The sequence below is a fragment of the Bacillus sp. G402 genome, assembly GCF_051172515.1.
Lineage (GTDB): Bacteria > Bacillota > Bacilli > Bacillales > Bacillaceae > Bacillus > Bacillus altitudinis.
In genome coordinates, this window is the sequence record NZ_JBPIZC010000001.1 from 136,353 (window position 1) to 160,942 (window position 24,590).

The window sequence follows — 24,590 nt, forward strand, 5'->3', positions numbered from 1 at the left end:
ACAGAACCAAGCCTCTTAGCTCTGCACCGGATTCATTGTGATGGTGGTGCAGCGGCATTCTCCCGTTATAGAGATGGGTTAGCGATAACCTGCTAAGGTTCATCTGGTAACAGGTGAATGAACTGAGGTGGCAACGCGGAGTCAATCCCGTCCTCAAGACAGAAATGTCTTGGGGGCGGGATTTTTTTATGACAAAAAGGAGGGCACCACGATGAAAAAACATTGGCGGGATATGAGCGTGTTACTTGGAGCGATTGGTATTGCGAACATAGGAGAATGGATTTATATGATTGCTCTCCATCTGCTGATTTTTCAGGAAACGGGATCCGTTCTTGCTGTTACAGCCGTCTATATGTTAAGACCTGTCTCGGCTCTTTTAACAAATAGCTGGTCTGGTAGTTTAATAGATAGACTGAATCAGCGGAATGTCATGATCAGTCTAGATCTATGCCGGGCCATTCTGATTGCTTGTTTACCCTTTGCCTTATTTTCAGGCCACTTATTGATCGTATATGTGATGCTATTTCTCATTCACATGGCACAAGCCATGTTTCATCCAGCTTCGATGGTGTATATGACAGCACTAATCCCGGCGGATAAACGAAAACGGTTTAATGCCATTCGATCTTTGCTTCAGTCTGGTGGATTTTTACTCGGACCCGCCGTAGCAGGGTTGCTGTTTCTCATTGGTACACCAGTCCTTTCAATTTATGTAAATGCAATCTGCCTTTTGATATCTGCTGTTTTGACGATGTGTTTACCGACTTTGTCAAAAGCAGACGGGGCACAAAAGGGCTTTTCTCTCTCGGTATTAAAGGAAGATGCAAAACTTGTCTTTCATTTCAGTCTCACATCCCGTCAAGTGATGGCCGTGTATTTATTATTTAGTGCCGCCATCACGGTGCTGCCGACTGCGATTGACTCACTTGAAGCAGCTTTTGCAAAGGAAGTGCTGATGTTGACCAATACCGAATATGGGTTTCTTGTCAGTGTAGCTGGGGCAGGGATTATCGCAGGGGCATGTCTCAATACGGTCATTGTCGAAAGGCTGCCTATTTCAGTGATGCTTGGTGCGGGAAGTTTGTTTGTGGCTTTTGGATACTTGATCTATGCTTTTTCAAGCACATTGACTGTCGCAGCAGCTGGCTTTTTTGTTCTCGCTTTCTTTTTAGCATTTGCAAACACCGGTTTTATGACTTTTTATCAAACGAATATCCCGGTAGAGGTTATGGGGAGAGTGGCAAGTTTTTATGCGTTATGTGAAGCTGTTCTGACGATGATGATGACAGGAATATGCGGCGCATTGGCGCATGTTTTATCGATACGTACTTCTGTCATGATTGGCTGCATATGTATGCTTCTTATTTGTCTGTTGCTATGTTTTGTCATTTTTCGTCCATTGACTGTCAAAAAAATAGTGCATCTTACTTAGAAAATTAAAAAAATTATGTTATCATTATTTAAGTAAGTTAATTAAATTGATGAGAAAAGGAGTCTTACAAATGAAAGCACTACGCTGGCACGATCAAAAGGACATTCGACTAGAGGAAATTGATGAACCAACAGTTGCTCCAGGAAAAGTGAAACTGAAAGTAAAATGGTGCGGCATTTGTGGTAGTGATTTACATGAATATTTAGGCGGACCAATCTTCATTCCTGTGAATGAACCTCATCCACTTACAAAAGAAAAAGCACCCATTACACTGGGACACGAGTTCTCTGGTGAAATTGTAGAAGTTGGAGAAGGCGTGAGTAATTACAAAGTAGGCGATCGAGTGGTTGTTGAACCTATTTTTGCAACTCACGGGCACCAAGGTGCTTACAACTTAGATGAAAACATGGGCTTCTTAGGACTTGCTGGTGGCGGTGGAGGATTCTCTGAATATGTATCTGTCGATGAAGAATTACTTCATTTGTTACCAGACGAAATTTCATATGAGCAAGGTGCACTTGTTGAACCTTCTGCAGTTGCTTTATATGCGGTTCGTTCTAGTAAAGTGCAAGCTGGGGATACAGCAGCTGTGTTTGGCTGTGGACCAATCGGTTTACTTGTCATTGAAGCATTAAAAGCAGCTGGTGCTACTGACATTTATGCAGTGGAATTATCAAAAGAGCGCCAAGAAAAAGCAAAAGAACTTGGAGCGATCATTGTAGATCCTTCTCAGTATGAAGATGTTGTTCAAGAAATCGCACGCCGGACAAATGGTGGAGTCGATGTTTCTTTTGAAGTGACAGGTGTACCTGTTGTATTGAAGCAAGCAATCCAATCAACTAGAATTTCAGGTGAAACAGTCATTGTAAGCATTTGGGAAAAAGGCGCAGAAATTATGCCGAATGACATTGTCATTAAAGAACGTACAGTCAAAGGAATCATCGGCTATAGAGACGTATTTCCATCTGTATTAAACTTAATGAGAAAAGGCTATTTCTCTGCAGATACACTCGTCACGAAGAAAATTAAGCTGGACGATGTGATCGAAGATGGCTTCCATGCATTAATCAATGAAAAAGATCAAGTGAAAATTTTAGTCAGTGCTGAATAAGTAGGACGATAAAGAGAATGGCAGATGCCGTTCTCTTTTTTTTATAAGAGCATGCGATTTTTCATAAAGAGGGAATCGGCTGAATAGTGATAAGTGCAAAGATGTTTATAAATAAAGGAGATGACATCATGTTTTATCACATTAAAGAACTGCAATATGAAGCAAAGCCCTCTAAGCCGGACCCTCTTTATGCGAAAAAATTACAAGAGGTGTTAGGCGGTCAATATGGAGAAATCAGCGTGATGATGCAATATTTATTTCAAGGGTTTAACTGCCGAGCGGATCAAAAATATAAAGACTTGCTCCATGACATTGGAACGGAGGAAATCGGTCATGTCGAAATGCTGGCAACGATGATTGCTCGATTACTTGATAATGCCCCAGTTAAAGAACAAGAAGAAGCGTATCAAAGTGATCCAGCACTTGCAGCCGTCATGGGCGGAATGAATCCTCAACATGCAATTGTTGCAGGCTTAGGGGCAATGGCAGCAGATAGTCAAGGGTATCCGTGGAATGCAAAATATATCATTGCAAGTGGAAATTTAATGGCTGACTTCCGGGCAAATTTGAACGCGGAGTCACAAGGCAGACTTCAGGTTACACGGCTTTATGAAATGACCGATGACCGCGGAGTAAAGGATATGCTCTCCTTTCTCATTGCTCGTGATACATATCATCAAAATATGTGGCTGGCTGCAATTAAGGAATTGGAAGAACGAGAAGGGGATGTCGTTGTTCCAACCACCTTCCCGCGCTCACTGGAAAAACAGCAAGTATCCTATGATTTGTTTAACTTCTCAAGAGGAGAAGAAAGCAAAGAAGGCAGATGGGCACATGGCCGAAGTATGGATGGAAAGGGAGAATTCAGATATATTTCTGCTCCTGTCGTGTTCGGCTCTGCGCCTAAACTCAAACCAGCACCGAAAGAACTATATAACACACCGAAAAAAGGAGAATAAAAAAGTCGATCAGGGTTTGTGCCTGATCGACTTTTTTAACGTCCAAGAGATTTTCCGTACACGCTGACTCGTTTCTCTAACAAAGCAAAAGCGAGTTCAAAGAAAATACTAAGCATCCAATAGATCAAAGCAGAGACAAGATACGTTTCTAAAAACTTGTAGCCATCATTTGCAATGATGCGCGAGATTCCCATGATTTCCAGTACACCAATTGTAAACGAAAGGGATGTGGCTTTTAACAGCTGAATGAGCTGATTCCCTAGGTTTGGCAGGGCAACCACAAACGCTTGCGGTAAAATAATGCGAATCATCGCCTGTCTGGTGGTCATGCCAACGATTTTCGCCGCTTCAAGCTGCCCTCTGTCTACTGCAAGAAGTGCGCTGCGGACCACTTCTGTTAAATGTGCGGCTGAATGCAGGCTGAAAGTGATAAGGGCAACGGTAAGCGGGGAGACCATATCCGGGTGAAAGGTCAACCCAAAAGTGCTATTCATTTTGGTCAGAACAAATGGAATGCCATAAAAGAAAGCAAACAACTGAACAATGAGAGGTGTTCCTCTAAAAAATGAGACATAGAGTGTGACCAGCTGGCGGAGCACAGGGATACGAAAGAGGCGAATGAAAGCAAAAACAGATCCAATCAAAAGGCTCACAGCCATAGAAACAAGTGCAATCAATAAGGTAAAGGGAACGCCTTTTAGAATATGTGGTATTTGGTCAATCGCAAATGATATATCAATGGTTTGCATCAAATCGCCTCCTTAGCGTGACAGGCTGGTGCGGCCTTTCACAAATTTTCTTTCCAGTAGCATCGTGATCAGTTCAATACTGATGCAAATCAGCCAATACACAATTGCAATGATGACGTACACTTCAAACATCCCTATCCCGTAGTTATTGCCTAGGATGATTTTGACCTGCCCCATCATATCAATGAGTCCGATTGTAAATGCAATGGCGGTATCTTTCACGAGATCAATGGTGTAATTTCCGAGGTTCGGAAGTGCAATGAGAAAGGCTTGCGGAATAATGATCCTCATTAATGCCTGCGTATCTGTCATCCCAACAATGTAAGCTGCTTCAAGCTGATCTTTCCCAACAGAGGAATATGCACTGCGAAAGACTTCAGATAAATAAGCGCCCGTATGTAACGAGAATGTGATCATCACAAATAACACACGATCCCAATGATTGATTTGAATTCCGGCCATGAGTAAAAGCTGAGGCAGGCCAAAATAAATCAGAAATAACTGAACAATGAGCGGCGTACTTCGTGTAAATGACAAATAAATGACCGCCAATTGTTTCAGCGCTGGAATTTGTTTGATTCGAATGCAAGCAAACAGCAATCCGATGATGATGGCAAAAAACAATGACACCACAATCATAAGAAATGTGAGCGGCAGACGATCAACCACTTGTAAAAAGATTCTCAGCCAATCTCCAGCTGTAAACGTCATGGCGCTTCCTTCCTTTCTTCATATTGATAGCCTTGCTCTGATATATAGTCAATATCTTGAAAGAAATCAACGCCAAACCATTTCTTCGCAAGATCAGGTAATGTTCCGTCTTCTATCATCTCTTGTGTCACTCGGTCCAATTGTGATGCTAGTTTCTTTTGACTAGGCTGTAAGACAAGATAAATAGGTTCCTTTGAGACAATGCCGCCCACTTTGACTTTCAGGTGAAGATGTTTTTGAATCGTATCAAAGGTCGAAATATTCATAAAAGCCGCATCGGACCGTCCACTTTCGACTCGTTTTAAATTGAGTTCGTTTGAAGGGCTTTCAATGGTCGTGAGCGGAATTTTCTGATCATTTTCTTCATTATATTGATTTAATATGGAACGAAGGCCGCCGCTAGGACTGACGGGAGCGAGCTTTTTTGATGTCATATCGTCTAGAGATTGAATATCTTGCTCTGATTCATTCACAATTAAACCTGTCATCGAATAGCCGTATGGAACCTTAGGATAAAGAAAGCGTTTTTCACGTTCAGGATTACTAAAAAACCAATTAGCCGCCATTTCAAATTTCCCAGCGCCGATCCCAATTAAATTGGATTCTTCCTCGCCAAAGATATAATCAAAATGAATGTGTGGCAAACGTTTCTCGACTTCATTTAAATAATCGATGTTATAGCCAATCGGCTCGTTGCGGTCATTTGTGGCTAAAAAAGGCGGATTGACTTCTGCGCTTAGTGCGACTTTGACAATTTGTCTGCCATCATCTGTTGTCGTTTTCACACTGCTGCAGCCAATGAGAGAGAGGAGAAACAGAAGGATACTAGCGGCGGTGAATAAAGTCTTGCGCTTCATCTGTCTTCCTCCAATCCTTGCCACATCCCGCGATGAATTCTTGATAAAAATTGTTTCGTCCGTTCATGCTGAGGCTTCATCAGGACGTCTTCTGGTGAGCCTTTTTCAACGATTTCCCCATCTGCCATAAAGATCACTGTATCCGCTACATCTTTTGCAAACGAGATTTCATGCGTCACAATGACCATCGTCATGCCTTGGCTCGCAATATCTTTCATCATTTCAAGGATTTCTCCGACCATCTCTGGGTCCAGTGCGGACGTTGGTTCATCAAATAAAAGCACCGCAGGATTCATGGCAAGCGCACGGGCAATTCCGATTCGCTGCTGTTGACCGCCGGATAATTCACTTGGAAACGCATCTTTTTTATGAATCAGCCCAATTCGCGTTAACAATTGCTCTCCGATTTTTTCCGCCTCTTTTTTAGACATGTTTTGAGACACAATCAATCCTTCTGTGATGTTTTCAAGTGCTCGTTTATTTTGAAACAAGTGATAATGCTGAAATACCATAGACGATTGCTGTCTGAGTTTTAGAAGATCTTTTTTTCGATATTGTTCAAATTGAATCGTGGCTTCTCCAACTGTCAGCGTTCCTTTGTCTGGGATATCAAGGCTGTTTAAACTGCGGAGAAGGGTTGTTTTTCCTGATCCGCTCGGTCCAATAATGGCGACCACTTCACCTTCTTGTACGGTGAAATCAATTCCTTTTAACACATGAGTTGACCCATAGGATTTATGTAGATTAGTAGCAGAAATCATAAAAGCATCACGTTCCTTTGACATATGTACTTAATATTGATAAAATTTAACACATTAAATCCTATAAGTAAAGTGTGTTTTAATAATACCTATTGGATAAATCGGATATGATAGATTGCGAGAAACAGAGGAGTTGGATACGTTTTGTCTAAAGCATTATTTGTCGATACAGATTTTCAAAAAAATTGGCTAAATCAACTAGAATCCCTTCGTGAAACGATCGAACAATCTGCAAAAGAACACGATGAGGGTGCCTATTTTCCTAAACGGAATATCGAATCATTAGTAAAACTGGGCTATACAACGTTGTCTCTGCCTGTTGAGTACGGGGGCGAGGGGCAATCTGTAAAGGATATGGTCCTTTTTCAAGAAACACTAGGAAGTATGGATGGAGCAACTGCCTTATCGATCGGCTGGCATCAAGGAGTTGTTGGTGAAATTTATGAAAAGAAACTATGGAATGAGAAGCAGCTGCAATTTTTTGCTAAAGAAATCAAAAATGGGGCTCTTGTGAACAGGGCTGTCAGTGAAGCGCAGACAGGTAGTCCAACAAGAGGAGGCAAACCTGGAACAACTGCAACGAGATCAGGAGATCATTGGGTGATCAGTGGCAGGAAAACATTCACAACGATGTCACCAGCACTCACATATTTTCTCGTCGGTGTATGGATCGAAGAAAAAGAAGCGATGGGCTTCTTCTTAATTCACCGTGATACAAAAGGTGTTTCTATAGAAGAAACGTGGGATGTTGTTGGCATGAGAGGAACAGAGAGCCATGATTTAATTCTAGATCATGTGGAAGTTCCAGATGACATGTTGGTTGAAGTGCAAAAAGGACCTCGGGGCGGTACGTTAAACCCTTGGATCGCACATATTCCTTCCTGCTATTTAGGGATTGCACAAGCGGCAAGAGACTATGCTGTTCAGTATGCCATCACCCATTCACCGAACAGTATTAGCGGAACGATTAGCGAACTGCCAAATGTCCAAACACTGATTGGCGAAATTGATTTACTACTAAAGCAAGCACGCCATGTCATCTATTCAACGACAACATTATATGAGCAGCCAGAGAAAAGAGAGCTGTTAATCAATGAATTCGGTGCTGTGAAGCATACAGTCGTTAATGATAGTCTGCAAGTGGTCGATAAAGCCATGCGTTTAGTCGGTGCAAAAAGCTTAAACCTTAGCTGCCCGCTTCAACGTTACTATCGAGACATTCGTGCTGGCCTTCATAACCCACCAATGGACGATATGACGATTTCGAAAATTGCGAAGCAAGCGATTGAAGAGAAAAAATTGAACGTACAATAAACAGAAAGCCGGATAAAACCGGCTTTTTTTATTGAAAAAGAGGACGAGCGGCTCTTATTTCTGATCAGTCAGCATGCTACAATCGATTGCAATCATGAGCAAAGAGGGTGATTGTTTGCAAAAAAAAAAGATGAAATGGCTGATTGCTGGCGCGATGCTTGCAGCACTTTGTATGAGCAAGCCTGCATCAAGTGAAGGAACATCTCCAAAATGGTCCGTCGATGAATTCATGAAAGATCGGGAAGGCACATTTGTGATTCAAGAAGTAAAAGAAAAATCACCATGGGTGTATAACAAAAAAAGAGCGAACAAGCGCTTTGCACCTCAATCAACGTTTAAAATAGCAAATGCCTTAATCGGACTTCAAACAGGCGCAGTTAAAGATGAATATGACATTAAATATTGGGACGGAGTAAAAAGAGAGATTGATAACTGGAATAAGGACCATACACTGGGCTCTGGCATGAGAGATTCAGTCGTCTGGTATTATCAAGCCATGGCACGTGACATCGGGGAAGAACGCATGGGCCATTGGATAAAAGCCATTCATTATGGGAATCAAGACATATCTGGCGGAATTGATCAATTTTGGCTAAGCAGTACGTTGCGCATTTCTCCAGTAGAACAAGTTCATTTCCTTAAACAGCTATATGAAGAAAGTCTCCCATTTGACCTATCGGTTATGAGAACCGTCAAACGAATGATGATACAAGAAGAAGAGAAACACACCACGCTATACGGAAAAACAGGCTCCGGATCAGGAATCGGCTGGTACGCAGGCTTCATCAAACATGAAAACAAAACCTACATCTTCGCCACAAATATAGAAGGCACCGGACTAGAAGCAAAAGAAATCACCTATCGTATTTTGAAAAAATATCATTTGGTAGAAGCATCCGTTTAGGGTGCTTTTTTATGTGTGAAAAAGGGGATATATAGATAAGTTGATGATATATGGATTAGTTTGAAAGTATGGTATATTTATAGAAATATATTGAAGTGAAATAGTAATCATTATCTTAACAACTATAGGCAATGCAAGAGGTGAAAAATTTGAAAAAAATTAAATTGAATACTTTGACCAAAGAATTTATCGCAGATATCGAAAAAGAAATAACAAAAATCGCTTTGAATATAGTGAATGAAAAACAAATAGATTTTAGAGATTTAGGGTTAACAATCAATGCTGCATTTGGACGATTCGGATATGGGAAGAAATTTAGCGGGAGAGAAGTTCATGTTTCAGATTGTTTTAAAGCAGGTTATCATTCATCCATATATTTTTCAGTAGATTATCTAAATGGCGAAGAGTTTCATGATGGTGATGAGGGAGATGAAGGTTATTGTATAGACCATCTGGATATCTGGGATTGTGTATCAAATAATCTGATCAGCAAAAAAGGATATTTAATTGCATTTGAAAATGAAGTGGATTTGCGAGGAATTATTATACAACTAGTTAATGAATTGTACAAAGAAGCAACAGAAATTCTTCAAATTCTAAGGAGCTAATATTTTAAACTAGCTATATTTAGAAGGGAAGAAAGGGCATTTTAATGGGAATGAGATAGAGCATTTACACCTAAGAAAGCAAGTTTTGAAAAAAGAGTGAGCAAACATTCACAATCTTATTAGGAGGCTTACAAGAAGTGCATTTGAAAAATATACAATTAATGTCAGATGACGATCATGGGAACTTAGCCAGCCAATCCCTTTGTATGACTGAAATGTTTTTATACGAATTAGAAAAGAAATTTCAAACGAAAGATTGTGAGGCTATTGTTTTGATATGTGGGTCTTTTAAAGACTACAAATTAATTAGTACTTTAAAAGATGAACCAGACATCTTATTTTTAAAAAATACGTACGAGCTGGAAGTACCCTTCCGTTACAGTGAATTTGAAAATGCAACAAATAAGAAAAAGATCTTAGCAGATACTTTGGAAAAAGCGATACTCTATCTGTGTGAACTGAAAAATTGGGACAGTCAGCTAGTCAAAGCGACATTTAAGAAAATGAAAGAGAAGGAATATAAAGCGGAGATTAAAGGGAGAACAAAACTAAGTCCCGATAAAAAAAGAAAAGCTTACCCACTTATCGAATTAGATTTAAAACAGTTTACTCTTTATCTTGTAGTTGAAGACAATAAAAGAAATATCTTAGATAAAAAATTAATTGCAAAAACCGATACTTATTTAGAAGAAATTTCCTATCATATGAGAGAGCTTAAGTGGTTAACGGATCATGAAGTGGCACTTTTCAAACGTGCACATCAAACAGTTTATACAAGTATACGTTTATCGTGATAAAGCAAAATGAGAATAACATAAAGAACACAATATATAAAGGGGGTATTCTAAATGGGCTTTTGGGAAGAAGTACATAAGAAAAAGAACATCATAATTGGTGATGATGGATTAGATATTTTTGAAGAAGCGATTGAACAATTCTATGAAATGACTGAGGAACATTTGAAGAGAAAGCCAACGATTGATGAGATGCTTTTGACAATTATGATGGCTTTAAACAATGGAGGTAGTCACTATTTTGATGATTTAAACGACAAAGAAGTAACGGATATTAAAATAACAACTAAAAAAGTAAAAACTTTAAGTAAAGTAGAACCAGGAGCTATATTTGAACTCCCATTAAAAGAAGTTGGGAAATTGAGCTATGCTTTGATCATTTCGGGTGAGGGGAAAAATCAATATGATGATATTTTAATCCAATACTATGATTTGTTTGTTGATGAAAGAATAGAAAAAAATGAGTTAAAACAATTGATAAAAAAAGAGAAAGGACTATTCGTTGCAAATACAGGCCTGACAGGCTTTTTAAGTGGTTCATGGAAAGTCATCACAAAAATAAATCAAGATTTTATAAAAGAAGAGGATCTTCAAAATCTGAAATTCGTGGAATACCGAAATGGAAATTATTACGTAAGCGAGGGTAAAGAAGGTTCCGATACACCTGCTATGGACTTAGAGGTTGCTGACCCAAAAACGGCTAAAATGATATTTAACCCGATTGGTATGCTTGGCGAATACACTATTATAAGCATTCTTTCATTATATTTTAAAGGTATGTCAATGGAGGATATTATTAAATATGAAATATAGGCAGTTTACAGCGTAAAATGAGTTTTGAGAAAGGAATGGTGTAATAAATGGCTGAACCAAAAATGCTAGACTGTTTAAATAAAATACGAAATGTCTTAAAGGGGACGATCACAAGAGAACAAGTGTCTGATTGGGCTGAAATTTACGTTTCTGCAGACGATCCAGAAATAGACGATGATCAAGTTTGGGATATGCTGATTCTTTTAAGTGGAATTGATTTGAAAGATTCACCTAATTCTTACTTACATCCTGTAGAGGATTTGAATGACTGGTTAGAAGAATACAAATAGTTCCTATATATGAGCTTGCTAAATTCTTATGATTAAGCCCATTTATAAATAAAAGGAGTGACGCAATGTCCATGCATCCGAAAGAATTAGAAACCACCGTCCAATTACCTGCGAAAAAGCGTTATGACTATTTCATCAAAAAGATTGTTGATTTTGAAGAGGTTTGGTCATTAAGAAACGAGAAGGGGTGGGTGATGTCAGAGGATGAACATCGTGTACCGCAGCTTCATTTTTGGCCGACAGAGGAACATGCCGCTTATTGTGCGATCGACCAATGGGAAAAAACAGTGCCAGAAATGATTGATTTAGACGATTTTATAGAAGAGTGGCTGCCGGGAATGTTAGCAGATGGAATCAATCCGTCCATTTTCTATAATCGAAATAATTAGGTGTCAATTGAAATTCAAACATTAAAAGAAGATATAGAGGAAGAATTAAAAAACTACTAGTTCGACAAGAGTGGAGGTAGTTGTTTGAAACGGCTTGAAGACTTATTTATTCGTTCAGAAAAAGAGTTCAAATTCTATCAGAATTTAGTAGACCATGTGTTTGAAACAAATAAAGAGCTGCCACAACAAGTTTTTCGTAAGACATTTGATTGTTTTTTGTTTCAAGAGTTTGATTGGGCATTGAGTGATGATATTTTACCAACCATAAAAGAGTTATCAACTGTTACACAAGATAGAGAATTTTTGACTGCAGTCCTTCAACCAGATCCAATTGATTATTATTTGAAGGAATTTGGTTATTATCATTGGCTGAAAGCGAGTGTGAACATTTCAGGTGAGGATTATGTAAATGCACTATGGATGCACCCAAAAGGTTCCATAGCGGATAATATAATCACGAATTCGAATATAGTTGTCTGGTTAGCTCATTCTTTGCAGTGGGCGATTTGGGCAGATAGAGATATGGAAATTTGTATCATAGGAATGGTATCAACAAAAGATTCTGTGAAAAATAGGTTATTAAAAGAAGGGTGGAAACCAATGGATCACCCTGTTTTAGCAAATTGGTTTGAAGGATTATTGAAGGATCAAAAAACATTCAATGATTATTACACTCAAATGCTCTCTCATTATGCGTCATGTTACAAGCGGTGAAATGGAGTATCAATGACTGATGATAAACTTACCCGAAGATATGAAAGGAGCATAAAGTGAAAGATTTGTTTATATCCGATCCAAAAGAACTTGAACATGTTCTATCGTTTGTTCATTCGCTCATTCACAGTACGAAGACATTCCCTGATCAAGTGTTGAAAACAAAACCCCCTCATTATTTATTCGAAGAATTCCATTGGCTGTTATCAGATGATAGCTGGGAAATGTTAAAAGGTTTAGCTTTGAATCATCATGATGACTATATACTCATGGCTGTATTAGATGAGCAGAAGAGCATGGATGATTATTATCATGATTTTGGTTATTATCCTTGGGTGAAAGTACCGTTAAACCTCACACCAAGTGATTACCTCGATCTCTTAACGGATTATCCGATAGAGAGTGTAAATGATAGCATAATGGATATTGCTTCACGTGTGATATGGGTTTCCCCTTCTGCGAAATGGATCATTTATGGCGAAAGAGGTTATGAGATAGGAGTACTAGCGATTCATCAATTAGAACAAATGAATAAACAATTGTTAAAAACGTGGAGAACTTTAGATGAGATTGTATTAGGCTGGATTTCAGTTGTATTTCCGAATCAAAAACTTCCTGATGATTTTAAAAAAGAACTGATTCGAAATTATACAAACGTAGAATGAAATAACTTCATAAGGAGGAAGACATGAATCAAATAGACAATGTGTTATCTATACTAGATGAGTCTTTTCTAAATAAAGAGTTTCCATTATTAGATAATGGGAACTTTGATTTTGCCAAAGGGAAGCTTTCTCTATTTACTAGAGAGGAAAAATGGCTGATCACGATTCAATTATTCGGTTTATCGAAGGTAGGACCGTCTATTGATTTTTTTGCGATTGGTCATGATTTGAAGAATGGATCAATCAATTTTCTACTGGATGAGCTTTTTGATTTCGTGGATCATCATCATGAAATAATAGATGATGATGAGATAGAACATGGGTTCACAAAGCATCCTTTACGAATTAGATTAAATGGAGACTATTTTCATGTTCAAATACCAGAGTCATGCCAAGCTGATGTAACAGAGGAAAATGAATGGATTACTTTGTTAAGAGAAATGGCCAAACATCAAGATTTGCTGGATAGTTTATGGATGACAGATCAAGAACAATTTGACATCGTTCAGCATGTATATGATCAACCGCTCTACACAACTGAATCATGGTTTCATCCAGAAACGCATAGCCAACTCCCTAGTCAATCTCCTTTTTTTCAATCGGTTGCGAAGAGTTTGATCTATCAAGATCCAACATGCATTGTAAATATAAACACGAACACTGACTGGAGATTATGGTCAGATTTTGATACTGTGGAATATTTTTAGTTTCGTCTGATGTTTTAAATCGGTGAGGTGGAGCAAGTAATGAGAATCGTATTAGCAAAAGAGGAAAATCTATTCGAAGTAAATGAATTAATAAAGAAAATCAATTTAACGTAGAAGAGTATCATTGGGTCATAAGTGATGTGACACTCCCAATGCTTCATGATCGGAATAATCAATCTCATTCAGAAGTCATGCCGGATTATACGGATTTTTTATTTCTGAAGGATGAACATTTCAAAAAATTCTTACATGACTATTCTTATTCTTTTATTTTCGCTGTTTTGACCGCATTGCCTCGTCATATAGATCATTTGAATATTATTTCAATACCTCAAATTGAAGATAATGAACGATATTGGAACGTGAATTATACATCCGTTATCCCTCAAGCCGTGTTTGAAATCGGATTTTTTGATTCGACAGATGTTATTTTTACAGGAGATCAGAAAATCTTAAGCGAATTTCGAAAAAAAGCGGACTTTATTTCATTTGAAGAATATTTACAAACTCCGTGACACGATAAGAATAGAGTTCATCCTGAAAAAATAGGAGAGTGAATGAGATGTTTAATAGTGTACAAAAATGGATCGATTATCTAGATGGGGGTTGTAATGTACTCGGAGTCACATTTGATTTGTTTCATAAAGAATTAGTACTGAGCGTAAAAGTATCAGAATTAAATAAAGTTACTCAACATGAATTGCGATTTATGAATGTGGCGAATCTTTATTATAATGGGGGTGAAGGTAATGATAGATTTGAAGAATTGATACAAGAAGAGATGAATTGGCAAATTTTTGAATGTAGTTACCATCCTAATGGGATAGGGGACCTTAAAAATGTACTTCTTGAAGAATTTGATTCAAATACAAATTTTCTATTTAACATCAATGGGATGTTACTCGCAATAGAATCGAAAAACGTATGTTTCGATTCACAAGAATTTATTTGCAGTGTATAGGAAGATCTCATTAGCGTCTAAATAAGAATTAAAAACAATGAGAGATTGGGGAAAAATCCATGAAAATCAGCCGTGATAAACAAGGTTTATTCGATGATGTAAAACAACGTTATCAATACTTATTAGATTCATCTTATCCAGATGAAATCGTCTCTTTTGAAGAAGAAACCGGTATGTACTCAGATGATTTTTATATGTTTTTTTCACTTGTTGCAGGCAGCTTAAGTTATGTGGTCGATCATAAACGAATACCGAAAAAACAGTTAAACGTGCTGCGTCAGTCATTTGAAGAGCAATATCCCCAAATCAAATCGTATCAACAGATCCTTGAATCATATCCTTTATTGCACTCCTATGTTCAATACCATGAAGAAACAAGAAAACAAATCATTGCACTTATACAATAACCTCTTGGAGGACAAACGATGACATGGTTTTTAGATGAAAAAGTCCAGAAACAAATCCCTGATTTCAATATCAACCATCTAAAGCAAATCAATGAATTTCACTACTTTAAAGAGTATAATGAACATTACGACTTGATCAACTGTATTCATCTACACATCCCATACGAATCTGCAATCCATAAAGCAGACATTCATCTGAAATTTACCAACGTCTCTTCTGTTCAAATCAAAGATTTGGAGTTAACAAACGATTCCTCTCTTTTTTTGAACATTCAACTTTTGGATAGAGGCTGGGAATATTTGAATTACTTTGTCGAAGATTATGAAGAACAGTATTTTTCTTTTTATTGTGAAACGATTCAAGTCATACAAGTCGTTTCAAATGAATCGGGCTAGTCTCTCTACATATGTGCGAATGATGCTTCCCCATCCCAACATAGAAAGGTGCAATGACATTGAATCGAATCATGAAATGGCTCTTATTTGCGGCGGTCATCGCTGGCTTATTGGTATGCGCATTCTTTGTGTTCCGTTTCAACCAGCCTAAGCCGACGACAAACATCCATTATGCAGACACACAAAACAAACAGCAAACACTGGATATATATATGCCAAAGGGAAAAGATGAAGACAAAAAGAAGAAGCATCCAGTCATGATCTATCTCCATGGCGGCGGCTGGACAGGCGGCGATAAGAATAGAGTCGCTTCAAAGGCGGATTATTTTACCGGTCAAGGGTATGTGTTTGTTTCGATGAATTATAGGCTTCACCCTGATGCCAACTATGAGCAGATGGCAGATGATACGGCAAACGCCATCAAATGGGTCAAGGATCATGCAGATGAATATCAAATCGATTCGTCAAAAATCAATGTCATGGGTCACTCAGCGGGCGGTCATTTGACGGCGCTGGTTGCCACAGATTCGACCTACTTGAAACGTGTGGGGCTGTCGCCAAAAACGATCAATTCCATTGTTGTTCTAGACGGACCGTTAAACCTCAATCAATTTATACAAGCTATCCCATCGTACAAAAAAGTCTTTGGCAAACAAGAGGAAAACTGGACAAAGGCATCACCGGTCACTTATATGAATCAAACGAATGTACCGTCTGTTTATTTGGTCACAGGCTGGGAAAATCCTGAAGTGTACCGATTTGCAGAAAAACTCAATCATGAGAAAGGCTCTAAGTTTGTGTTTCGGGTTCATTCGCTGAGCCACAGTGATTTAAATAAATGGTTTGGATCTGACAGAGCGCCAAAAGAAGCGCAAGAGATGACAAAGGCTGTGATGGCTTTCGTCAAAAAACAAAATCAATAACAAAGACTGTATGCTAGGGCAATCCATTTTGCCTCAGTATATGATAAAGTGGTTTGAGATTAAAGGAGTGTATGTCGTTGTCATCACGTATGGAAAATAAAGTGTTCAATTGCGAAAAAGAGCTGACGCTGAATATTATCGGCGGGAAGTGGAAAATGCTGATTTTATGGCACCTTGGCAGAGAAGGGACAAAACGGTTTGGTGAGTTAAAGTCGTTAATGCCTGGAATTACGCAAAGAATGCTTGTCAATCAGCTAAGAGAATTAGAGGAAGATCACATTGTGCATCGGGAAGTTTATCCTGTCGTTCCGCCAAAGGTTGAGTATTCTCTCACAGAACTCGGAGAAAGCTTAATGCCGATTTTAGAGGCGATGTATGATTGGGGAAAACAATATCTCGATAGCAATTTTTTAAAGGATGATAAATAGAAAGACGATAGATGTAGACAAAGAGCTAAAATCATTTTATTTTAGCTCTTTGTTTTCTTTTCAGCGTGACTTGAAAACCTTTGCAGTCTAGGAAGGACGAGTACTGGAGCGGCATCACAACACAGACTTGACACCGAATGCGAGGATTTGTCAGTACGTTTAGATACTGGTCGAAAAGACAGTGTCTTTTTTGTAACCATATGCGAAAAAGTATAGTATGTAAAAAAAAAGTGCGTACTTGGATTGCTTCCATCCTGTTGTTATACTCATTTCATCGTTCAAGAAGCCCTATTCACGGAGCTCTTGAAGATGAGATGAAAAAACGGGAGTGAACGTTCATGAAATTACAATTAGCATTAGATTTAGTGAATATACCAGAAGCGATTGAGCTGATCAAAGAAGTAGAAGGATCGATCGATGTAGTGGAAATTGGGACACCTGTTGTGATCAACGAAGGACTTCGTGCTGTAAAAGAAGTCAAACAGGCGTTTCCGAATTTACATGTGCTGGCGGATCTCAAAATTATGGATGCTGCCGGTTATGAAGTGCAGCAGGCATCCGAAGCTGGAGCGGATATCGTCACCATTCTTGCGGCAGCGGAAGATATGTCTATCCAAGGAGCGGTGAAAGAAGCAAAAGCAAGAGGGAAACAAATTTTAGTCGATATGATTGGTATCAAAGATATCGCCGGCCGTGCGAAAGAGCTGGATGAGCTTGGGGTAGATTATATTTGTGTGCACACAGGCTATGACCTGCAAGCGGTTGGTCAAAACTCATTTGCTGACCTCATGACCATTAAACAAGTGGTCAAACAGGCAAAAACAGCGATTGCAGGCGGTATTAAGCTTGATACGTTACCTGAAGTCGTCAAATTAAATCCAGATTTGATTATTGTCGGCGGCGGTATTGCGAGCCAAGACAATAAAGCAGAAGTGGCTGCGCAAATGAAGCAGTTGATTGCACAATCATGAAAACAAGTGACTATGTGAGAGCAATTCTAAGCGAGCTTTCTGAGCACTCGCCCGCTATTCAAGACGAACAAGGAGAACAGCTTGTCAAAAGCATTTTAACGGCTCGAAAGGTCTTCGTCGCAGGGGCTGGCAGGTCTGGTTTGATGGGGAAATCGTTTGCGATGAGACTCACGCATATCGGTGTCGAAGCTTATGTGATTGGTGAAACGAATACGCCTGCTTTTACATCTGAGGATTTATTGATTGTAGGGAGCGGTTCTGGCCGAACAGAGACGCTACTTGTGCTTGCGAAAAAGGCAAGGGGGATTGGCGGAAGCGTGGCGTCGTTCACGCTTTCAGCTGAGTCACCTATAGCTGATCTATCGGATGAAGTCATCTTACTGTCAGGTGCGCCAAAGGATCAACATGAAGGAAACCATCATACGATTCAGCCGATGGGTTCATTATTTGAGCAAACTTTGCTTCTTATGTACGATGCGGTCATCTTGAGATTGATGAAATTGAAAGAGCTCGACACCCATAAAATGTACGGTCACCATGCGAACTTAGAATAGCCGTGATGAAAACCTTTCCTTTTTTGAAGGAAAGGTTTTTTTAATACATGAAACTTAAAAAGAAGGATCGCTTGACATAAAGGAATGGATGTAACTATAATAGTTACATCTTGAAAGAAAAAACGTAAGCAGTGGAAGGAAGATGAAGATGAAAGTGCAAATTTGGTCAGATATCGCCTGTCCTTTTTGTTATATAGGAAAAAAACAGTTGGAAACAGCGCTTGAGCAATTCCCTCATAAAGAACAGGTAGAAGTAGAGTTTAAAAGCTTTGAGCTTGATCCGAATGCACCTGTTGCAGTGGATTATGATGTGCATGATATGCTTGTCAAAAAATATGGCATGAGCCGCAGCCGGGCCATCGCGATGAATGAACAGGTGAAACAGGCGGGCAAGGAGAAAGGAATCGATTTTCAATTCGATCCACTCGTTTTGACAAACACCTTTGATGCCCACCAGCTCGCTCAATATGCTGGAAAAATGGGAAAAGGCGATCTCGTCATGGGAGAGCTGTTTCAAGCGTATTTTACAGATGGAAAGCATGTTGGTGATCGTCAAACCCTTTTAGATATCGCAGAAAAAGCAGGCCTTGATCAGAACGAAGTACAAAAGGTTCTAGACGGGCAAGAATTTGCAGACGATGTGCGAGAAGACGAAAAAGAAGCAAGACAGCTCGGGATTTCTGCTGTGCCTTTTTTCGTGATCAATGATCAATATTCGGTTGCTGGTGCACAGCCAGCAGATACGTTCCTTCGTGCACTTGAAACGGCTTGGACAGAAGAGGCAGCGCAAACGGAGAAAGCGGCTGATGCTTCATTTGAAGAAGCATGTGCAGATGGCGTATGTGCAGTGCCCTCGCCAAAAGAAGAATTATAATCGGCATTTTCCCTATCTTTGATAAAAGATAGGGATTTTTGTTGATTAATAATTAATACACCTTTATACTTAAGTTATCTTAATTATGAAGGTGATGACATTGACATCCAAAACAACGATGATCCAAGAATTAAACGAAATCGAAGCGCGCATCCATCAAAAGCTCCGATTAGAGTTTGAAGAGTTATTTGTAGATGAGTTAACTGATAAGCAGCACATTGTCCTTGATTTCGTAGAGCGAAAAGGGGGAAGCTCACCTATTCAAATTGCTCAGCAACTAGGCATCACCCAAAGTGCTGTGAGCCAGTTGTTAAACACGCTTGAAAAAAAAGAATGGGTTCGCCGCAGCATCAACCCGCAAAATCGTCGGGAATTGCACGTTGAACTTTCTGAAAAGGCAAAGACGTACTTGGAGAATATGAGAAAGATAGAACTTGCGATCATTGAAAAATACTATTCAAAATTAAGCCTCGAAGAGATCAACACATTGACATCCATTTATACAAAGCTTGATCAATTGATTGTAGATCAAAATGAAGGGGAAGGATGATGATCCATTGATGATGCTCAAACAAGAAGTACAGCGAATTGCCTCTTCTTATACGGAGAAAAAGAAACAGGCACTGCTTGTGATCGGACTGATTCATCAAGGAGAAAGACATGTTTTTCATTTCGGAGATCACCCCATACGGCAGCGCGTCCAGCCTGAGGAGGTCATTTTTGAAATCGGCTCTATTTCAAAAGTCTTTACGACAAGTATATTGGCAAGCATGATTCAAAAAGGGCAGATGAAGCTAGACGATTCCATTTCACTGTATTGTCCTGAAATAAGAAAGAATCACCCCATTCAAATAGAACAGCTGGCAATCCATACGTCTGGACTTCCTTCATATCGTTTTCTCAGAGATTTACAACTAAGGTTCCTTCCAAAAGTGAGAAGAGATATGTACTGTCAATACTCCCTCGATGAATTAATGAAATTGTTACACTCAAAAAAATGGAATGAGCGAAAAGAATACCCATCTCGTTACTCCAATGTAGGGATGGGACTCCTCGGGTTGATCATGGGATGGTCTCTTCACAAAACATATGAAGAGCTGCTGACTGAATATATCGTGGATGAGCTGAAACTATCGAACACCTTTATTACGATCAAGGAGGAGGTCCAAGAGAAGATGATCCTCGGTCATAAAGAGAATGGAAAAGAGGTTCCTCCGCTTCAGATGCATGACTATCAAGGGGCTGGTGCGATTCGGTCGACGGTCACTGATTTGCTTTCATTTCTCTCTGCACACATGAGTGCAGACGCCGCTTCTCCATGGAAAATGACCCACGAGCCAAAGGTGAAGATAGGTAAAAACATGTCAATGGGACTCGGGTGGGTCATAGATGATACGGGATTGATTTGCCATAATGGTGCCACTTCTGGTTTCTCCAGCTTCATGGGCTTCCGCCCACATTCAAAAACAGGAGTGGTCGTCTTGTCTAACTATCGCAATCGTATCACGCAAGACTCTCCCGACCGAATTGCTTATGACGTGATGAATATGCTTGAACAAGAGCCTAAAGCCAAATGAGCCTCCTATGAAGAGGGCTCATTTTTTCTTGTGTTCAGCTCTTTAATCGTTTCACCAGGAACGAGTTCAGGCTCATAAAATGTTTGATCAGGCAGGTTCTTTTTCCCTTGTACTTTTTTAATCATCCAGTCTGCCGCATCTCGTCCCATTTGCTCTTGAGGGTGTGTCAGCGTTGTCAGTTTCACATGGGCATTTTTTTTGGCAATATACGAGTTATCCTGTCCAATAATGGAAAGATCATCTGGAATAGATAAACCTATTTCACTACATACATTTGCTACTTCTAATCCTACCTCATCGTTATAGCAAACAAGGGCTGTCAGCTCATGCTGGTGCGCTTGTAAAAAGGTTTTTATATGATCCCCTAAATACTGCTTCGATTCTGTATCGAAAAAAAGAACATGTTCTGGTAGGAAATTGAGCTTCGCTTCACCGAGTGCCTGAATATAGCCTTTCATTCGATATTTTCCTTGTAAATCATCTGTTTTTGAAATCAGTCCAATGTGCTGATGCCCAGAGGTGATCAGCTCCTTTGTCGCTAAATAGCTGGACTTTACATCATCCAAACAAAGGAAGGGAACTTCTAACTGCTCATAGTAGGCATTGATCATAATAAGCGGGACATCCTGCTCTTTAAAGGATAGGTAGTACGAAATGTTTGGATTATATAAGTTGCTTTTTGTCGGTTCGACAATTAATCCGTCCACACCAAAGGACAGCATCATTTCAAGCGCTTTTTTCTCTTGCTCCACATCGTTATTTGTACTCGCCAGTAACAAAGAATAGTTCTCTTCATTTAATCGGCTTTCGATGCCCCGAATGATCGACGGGAAAATGTAATCGGATATGTATGTGGTGATGACGCCAATCGTTTTCATATGAGCATGTCCAGCAGGTTTTGTTTGATATTGATTGGTGACAAATGTGCCTGAGCCTTTTTCGCTTCGTAAAAAACCTTCACTCGATAATTCCAAGATGGCTTTTCGCACCGTATGTCTGCTTACTTGATACATCTCTTGTAAGCTTGATTCGGTTGGAATACGCTCCCCGATCCGGTAATCCCCTGTCAGTATTTTGCTTTTTATATCATCTATAATGATCTGGTACTTCTTTTTCATCGTTTCACTTCTTTCACAGTTGATCCTCTACTCGGGTTGAGAAGAACTTGTATGGACATATTTTAACATGGTTGCTTAATCAAAAACAGGCGCTTGCAGTGTCTACCGTCTAATCCTTAGAGAACATGAAAGTTTTTGTCTAATTATGTATGCACAACTATATTTATTATTGACATATGTACGGACAAATATTATATTATTTTTGTGCACAGGTAAAGGTGAATCAAACGAAAAAGATATTTGAAACCGCTATCATCTTGGAGGTGAACAAAATGAATCGTGAAAAGACGGCCAAAGTCATTAGAGAAGGCAGGACATCTTTGGGCATTGAATTTGGTTCCACACGAATTAAAGCGATTTTAATAGATGAAGAGTTTCAGCCAATTGCGCAAGGTGCATTTGAATGGGAAAGTTCTCTTCAAGAAGGAATATGGACGTACAACTTAATTGAGATCATTACAGGTCTTCAAGTGGCATACCGTCAGATGAAAGAACAGGCTGCACAATTGTATGGGGTGACGATTCAAACGATTGGCTCCATCGGGATATCTGCGATGATGCATGGCTATGTCGCCTGTCATCATACAGGAGAAGTCCTCGTCCCGTTTCGAACGTGGCGGAATGGAACAACGACCGAGGCGAGTCAAAAGCTAACGGATGTATTCCAATTTCATATTCCAGAAAGATGGAGCATTGCTCACTTATATCAAGCGATATTAGGAGAGGAAAAACATCTGTCCCGGTTAGAGTATGTGACCACTTTGTCCGGCTACATTCACTGGCTGTTAACAGGGAAGCAGGCCATCGGAATTGGCGATGCGTCGGGAATGTTCCCCATTGATGAAAAAACGAAGGATTACAACGAAGTGATGCTTCATCAATTTGAAGCATTGATTGTAGAAAAAGGCTATCCGTGGAAGCTTCGTCATCTTTTGCCGCGCATCTATTTAGCAGGCGAAGAAGCTGGTGTGTTAACAGCAGCTGGAGCAGCGATTTTAGACCAAGGCAAACAGTTGCAGCCAGGTATCCCTTTTTGCCCACCAGAGGGTGATGCAGGAACGGGAATGGTCGCAACAAACAGTGTGGAAAAGAGAACTGGGAATATTTCAGTTGGGACATCTGTATTTGCCATGATTGTGTTAGAGCATCATCTAAAAGGTGTGTACCCAGAAGTGGATCTTGTCACGACACCAGATGGCCTGCCAGTCGCGATGGTTCATGCCAACAATTGTACAAGTGACCTTAACGCTTGGATGAATCTATTCAGAGAAGCGTTTGAAGCAATGGGTCAGCCAGTTGAAACAGAAAGAATGTACGAAACCCTATTAAATCAAGCTTTAGAAGCAGATCATGATGGGGGCGGGCTTTTAAGCTATGGCTATTATTCTGGTGAAAATATTACGAGACTAAAAGAAGGAAGACCCCTTTTTGTTAGATCTCCTCAAAGCCGGTTTACCCTTGCTAATTTCATTCGGACGCATCTCTTCTCTGCATTTGGCGCAATGAAAATTGGGATGGATCGTTTAAAAGCACATGAACAAGTCAAGATTGATCGCTTACTAGGACATGGCGGTTTATTTAAAACACCCATAGTTGGGCAAAAAATGGTCGCTGCTGCACTCGGGACACCTGTATCCGTCGTATCAACGGCGGGAGAAGGCGGCGCGTTTGGGATGGCGGTCCTTGCTTCATATATGATCAATCACCAGCAGCAAACACTGAGCCATTTCCTCAAGCATCAAGTATTTGCCCATACATTAGAAGAGCTTATTGATCCTGATCCACTGGATGTTAAAGGTTTTGAGGCATTTATAAAGCGCTATCAAGAAGGACTCCCGATAGAAAAAGCGGCAGTAGAACATTTGACGCCACAGAAAGGAGCGGCACCTGTATGTTAGAGCGGTTAAAAGAAGAAGTGTTTCAAGCGAATCTAGATCTGCCAAAGTACGGACTTGTGAAATTTACATGGGGCAATGTCAGTGCGTGCGATCGTGACAGTGGACTGTTTGTCATTAAGCCAAGCGGCATAGCGTATGACAAATTATCAGCAAAAGACATGGTCGTGGTCGATTTTGACGGTCAAGTGGTCGAGGGGGAATTCAATCCTTCTTCCGATACTGCCACACATGCTGTTCTTTACAAACACTTTGAGGAAATTGGCGGCATTTCACATAGCCATTCAATGTGGGCAACGGTATGGGCGCAAGCTGGACTTGATTTACCAGCAATGGGCACAACACATGCAGATACATTTTACGGACCTGTTCCGTGCGCTCGATTTCTCACAGAAGAAGAGGTGAATCGCGGGTATGAGGTGGAAACAGGACACCTGATCATTGAAACGTTTGAGAAAAGACAGATAGATGTCATGGCGGTTCCTGGTATTTTGCTACAAGGTCATGGGCCCTTTACGTGGGGAAAAGATGCAAAAAGTGCGGTAATGAACAGTGTCATTTTAGATGAAGTAGCGAAAATGAACCTGTTTGCAAAGCAATTGAACGAATATGCGGAGCCTCTTCCGCAGGTGATTTTAGATAAACATTATTTAAGAAAGCATGGAACACATGCGTATTACGGACAAAAACCTTCAAGATAAAGAAAAG

The 24,590-nt window shown here is 39.8% G+C and carries 31 protein-coding genes; 26 read left to right on the forward strand and 5 right to left on the reverse strand.

From position 1 onward, the window contains the following. Positions 1–211: 211 nt before the first annotated feature. The 3 genes from ACSBQP_RS00685 to ACSBQP_RS00695 all read left to right on the forward strand — a co-directional run bounded on the left by ACSBQP_RS00685 (position 212) and on the right by ACSBQP_RS00695 (position 3,502). Positions 212–1,432 (forward strand): MFS transporter, encoded by a 1,221-nt coding sequence (locus ACSBQP_RS00685; RefSeq protein WP_435028094.1) that lies wholly within the window; start codon positions 212–214, stop codon positions 1,430–1,432. Positions 1,433–1,502: 70 nt separating this feature from the next. Next, positions 1,503–2,543: a 2,3-butanediol dehydrogenase gene (locus tag ACSBQP_RS00690; RefSeq protein ID WP_008342621.1), complete on the forward strand. Its 1,041-nt coding sequence runs from the start codon at positions 1,503–1,505 to the stop codon at positions 2,541–2,543. Between the two features lie 128 nt (positions 2,544–2,671). Beyond that, complete coding sequence (locus ACSBQP_RS00695) at positions 2,672–3,502, forward strand: manganese catalase family protein (RefSeq protein WP_007501404.1); 831 nt, start codon at positions 2,672–2,674, stop codon at positions 3,500–3,502. A 35-nt stretch (positions 3,503–3,537) separates the two neighbouring features. Here ACSBQP_RS00695 and ACSBQP_RS00700 read toward each other — a convergent pair whose 3' ends face one another. The 4 genes from ACSBQP_RS00700 to ACSBQP_RS00715 are packed head-to-tail and all read right to left on the reverse strand — an operon-like array spanning position 3,538 to position 6,604. Then, positions 3,538–4,251, reverse strand: a complete 714-nt coding sequence (locus ACSBQP_RS00700) for an amino acid ABC transporter permease (RefSeq protein WP_008342619.1) — start codon at positions 4,249–4,251, stop codon at positions 3,538–3,540. Between the two features lie 12 nt (positions 4,252–4,263). Beyond that, positions 4,264–4,962 (reverse strand): amino acid ABC transporter permease, encoded by a 699-nt coding sequence (locus tag ACSBQP_RS00705; protein ID WP_129547733.1) that lies wholly within the window; start codon positions 4,960–4,962, stop codon positions 4,264–4,266. After that, on the reverse strand, positions 4,959–5,819 hold the full coding sequence (locus tag ACSBQP_RS00710) for an amino acid ABC transporter substrate-binding protein (protein ID WP_057079279.1): 861 nt from the start codon (positions 5,817–5,819) through the stop codon (positions 4,959–4,961). The genes ACSBQP_RS00705 and ACSBQP_RS00710 overlap by 4 nt, the downstream gene beginning before the upstream one ends. Further along, complete coding sequence (locus ACSBQP_RS00715; RefSeq protein ID WP_081038954.1) at positions 5,816–6,604, reverse strand: amino acid ABC transporter ATP-binding protein; 789 nt, start codon at positions 6,602–6,604, stop codon at positions 5,816–5,818. Before ACSBQP_RS00715 ends, ACSBQP_RS00710 begins: the two co-directional genes overlap by 4 nt. Before the next feature lie 120 nt (positions 6,605–6,724). Here ACSBQP_RS00715 and ACSBQP_RS00720 point away from each other — a divergent pair, with 120 nt between their 5' ends. The 21 genes from ACSBQP_RS00720 to ACSBQP_RS00820 all read left to right on the forward strand — a co-directional run bounded on the left by ACSBQP_RS00720 (position 6,725) and on the right by ACSBQP_RS00820 (position 20,869). Further along, entirely contained in the window at positions 6,725–7,894 is a 1,170-nt protein-coding gene (locus ACSBQP_RS00720; RefSeq protein WP_350386219.1) for an acyl-CoA dehydrogenase family protein, read from the forward strand. 115 nt (positions 7,895–8,009) lie between these two features. Beyond that, positions 8,010–8,798 (forward strand): BPU family class D beta-lactamase, encoded by a 789-nt coding sequence (blaBPU, locus tag ACSBQP_RS00725; RefSeq protein ID WP_008342608.1) that lies wholly within the window; start codon positions 8,010–8,012, stop codon positions 8,796–8,798. Positions 8,799–8,938: 140 nt separating this feature from the next. Then, positions 8,939–9,406 carry a hypothetical protein gene (locus ACSBQP_RS00730; RefSeq protein WP_225310441.1) on the forward strand — a complete coding sequence of 156 codons (468 nt, stop codon included), beginning with the start codon at positions 8,939–8,941 and terminating at the stop codon, positions 9,404–9,406. A 137-nt stretch (positions 9,407–9,543) separates the two neighbouring features. Then, positions 9,544–10,200, forward strand: coding sequence for a hypothetical protein (locus ACSBQP_RS00735; protein WP_435028095.1), 657 nt, complete (start codon positions 9,544–9,546; stop codon positions 10,198–10,200). Between the two features lie 54 nt (positions 10,201–10,254). Beyond that, the gene (locus ACSBQP_RS00740; RefSeq protein WP_435028096.1) at positions 10,255–11,013 is read left to right on the forward strand and encodes an Imm26 family immunity protein; all 759 of its coding nucleotides are present in this window, start codon (positions 10,255–10,257) and stop codon (positions 11,011–11,013) included. Between the two features lie 47 nt (positions 11,014–11,060). Further along, a complete protein-coding gene (locus ACSBQP_RS00745; RefSeq protein WP_035390920.1) occupies positions 11,061–11,303 on the forward strand; it encodes a DNA-binding protein in 243 nt (80 codons plus the stop codon). 65 nt (positions 11,304–11,368) lie between these two features. Further along, positions 11,369–11,692, forward strand: coding sequence for a DUF2750 domain-containing protein (locus ACSBQP_RS00750; RefSeq protein WP_144684037.1), 324 nt, complete (start codon positions 11,369–11,371; stop codon positions 11,690–11,692). A gap of 84 nt (positions 11,693–11,776) precedes the next feature. Further along, positions 11,777–12,406, forward strand: coding sequence for a hypothetical protein (locus ACSBQP_RS00755; RefSeq protein WP_041090861.1), 630 nt, complete (start codon positions 11,777–11,779; stop codon positions 12,404–12,406). Positions 12,407–12,462: 56 nt separating this feature from the next. Then, the gene (locus ACSBQP_RS00760) at positions 12,463–13,071 is read left to right on the forward strand and encodes a hypothetical protein (RefSeq protein WP_435028097.1); all 609 of its coding nucleotides are present in this window, start codon (positions 12,463–12,465) and stop codon (positions 13,069–13,071) included. A 23-nt stretch (positions 13,072–13,094) separates the two neighbouring features. Further along, entirely contained in the window at positions 13,095–13,778 is a 684-nt protein-coding gene (locus ACSBQP_RS00765) for a DUF7003 family protein (RefSeq protein WP_217815962.1), read from the forward strand. Positions 13,779–13,930: 152 nt separating this feature from the next. Beyond that, positions 13,931–14,293 carry a hypothetical protein gene (locus tag ACSBQP_RS00770; RefSeq protein ID WP_235672120.1) on the forward strand — a complete coding sequence of 121 codons (363 nt, stop codon included), beginning with the start codon at positions 13,931–13,933 and terminating at the stop codon, positions 14,291–14,293. A gap of 47 nt (positions 14,294–14,340) precedes the next feature. After that, the gene (locus tag ACSBQP_RS00775) at positions 14,341–14,739 is read left to right on the forward strand and encodes a YxiG family protein (protein ID WP_435028098.1); all 399 of its coding nucleotides are present in this window, start codon (positions 14,341–14,343) and stop codon (positions 14,737–14,739) included. A 59-nt stretch (positions 14,740–14,798) separates the two neighbouring features. Continuing rightward, complete coding sequence (locus ACSBQP_RS00780) at positions 14,799–15,146, forward strand: YxiJ family protein (RefSeq protein ID WP_435028099.1); 348 nt, start codon at positions 14,799–14,801, stop codon at positions 15,144–15,146. Positions 15,147–15,164: 18 nt separating this feature from the next. Next, positions 15,165–15,542 carry a hypothetical protein gene (locus ACSBQP_RS00785; RefSeq protein WP_435028100.1) on the forward strand — a complete coding sequence of 126 codons (378 nt, stop codon included), beginning with the start codon at positions 15,165–15,167 and terminating at the stop codon, positions 15,540–15,542. A gap of 53 nt (positions 15,543–15,595) precedes the next feature. Further along, positions 15,596–16,465 (forward strand): alpha/beta hydrolase, encoded by an 870-nt coding sequence (locus tag ACSBQP_RS00790; RefSeq protein WP_435028101.1) that lies wholly within the window; start codon positions 15,596–15,598, stop codon positions 16,463–16,465. Between the two features lie 71 nt (positions 16,466–16,536). Beyond that, positions 16,537–16,893, forward strand: coding sequence for a winged helix-turn-helix transcriptional regulator (locus ACSBQP_RS00795; RefSeq protein ID WP_012010675.1), 357 nt, complete (start codon positions 16,537–16,539; stop codon positions 16,891–16,893). 338 nt (positions 16,894–17,231) lie between these two features. Next, positions 17,232–17,864: a 3-hexulose-6-phosphate synthase gene (gene hxlA, locus ACSBQP_RS00800; RefSeq protein ID WP_100325271.1), complete on the forward strand. Its 633-nt coding sequence runs from the start codon at positions 17,232–17,234 to the stop codon at positions 17,862–17,864. Then, complete coding sequence (gene hxlB / locus ACSBQP_RS00805; RefSeq protein ID WP_281201625.1) at positions 17,861–18,418, forward strand: 6-phospho-3-hexuloisomerase; 558 nt, start codon at positions 17,861–17,863, stop codon at positions 18,416–18,418. Before hxlA ends, hxlB begins: the two co-directional genes overlap by 4 nt. Before the next feature lie 148 nt (positions 18,419–18,566). After that, positions 18,567–19,292: a DsbA family oxidoreductase gene (locus tag ACSBQP_RS00810; protein WP_099496625.1), complete on the forward strand. Its 726-nt coding sequence runs from the start codon at positions 18,567–18,569 to the stop codon at positions 19,290–19,292. 94 nt (positions 19,293–19,386) lie between these two features. Further along, the gene (locus tag ACSBQP_RS00815) at positions 19,387–19,842 is read left to right on the forward strand and encodes a MarR family winged helix-turn-helix transcriptional regulator (RefSeq protein WP_240692356.1); all 456 of its coding nucleotides are present in this window, start codon (positions 19,387–19,389) and stop codon (positions 19,840–19,842) included. Between the two features lie 10 nt (positions 19,843–19,852). Beyond that, the gene (locus ACSBQP_RS00820) at positions 19,853–20,869 is read left to right on the forward strand and encodes a serine hydrolase domain-containing protein (protein WP_169476102.1); all 1,017 of its coding nucleotides are present in this window, start codon (positions 19,853–19,855) and stop codon (positions 20,867–20,869) included. 5 nt (positions 20,870–20,874) lie between these two features. Here ACSBQP_RS00820 and ACSBQP_RS00825 read toward each other — a convergent pair whose 3' ends face one another. Further along, positions 20,875–21,987 (reverse strand): GntR family transcriptional regulator, encoded by a 1,113-nt coding sequence (locus ACSBQP_RS00825; protein ID WP_136944792.1) that lies wholly within the window; start codon positions 21,985–21,987, stop codon positions 20,875–20,877. Between the two features lie 272 nt (positions 21,988–22,259). Between ACSBQP_RS00825 and ACSBQP_RS00830 the strand changes: the two genes are divergently transcribed. Continuing rightward, positions 22,260–23,885, forward strand: a complete 1,626-nt coding sequence (locus tag ACSBQP_RS00830) for a xylulokinase (protein ID WP_435028102.1) — start codon at positions 22,260–22,262, stop codon at positions 23,883–23,885. Then, positions 23,879–24,583 carry an L-ribulose-5-phosphate 4-epimerase gene (locus ACSBQP_RS00835; RefSeq protein WP_046527161.1) on the forward strand — a complete coding sequence of 235 codons (705 nt, stop codon included), beginning with the start codon at positions 23,879–23,881 and terminating at the stop codon, positions 24,581–24,583. The genes ACSBQP_RS00830 and ACSBQP_RS00835 overlap by 7 nt, the downstream gene beginning before the upstream one ends. Positions 24,584–24,590: the final 7 nt, after the last annotated feature.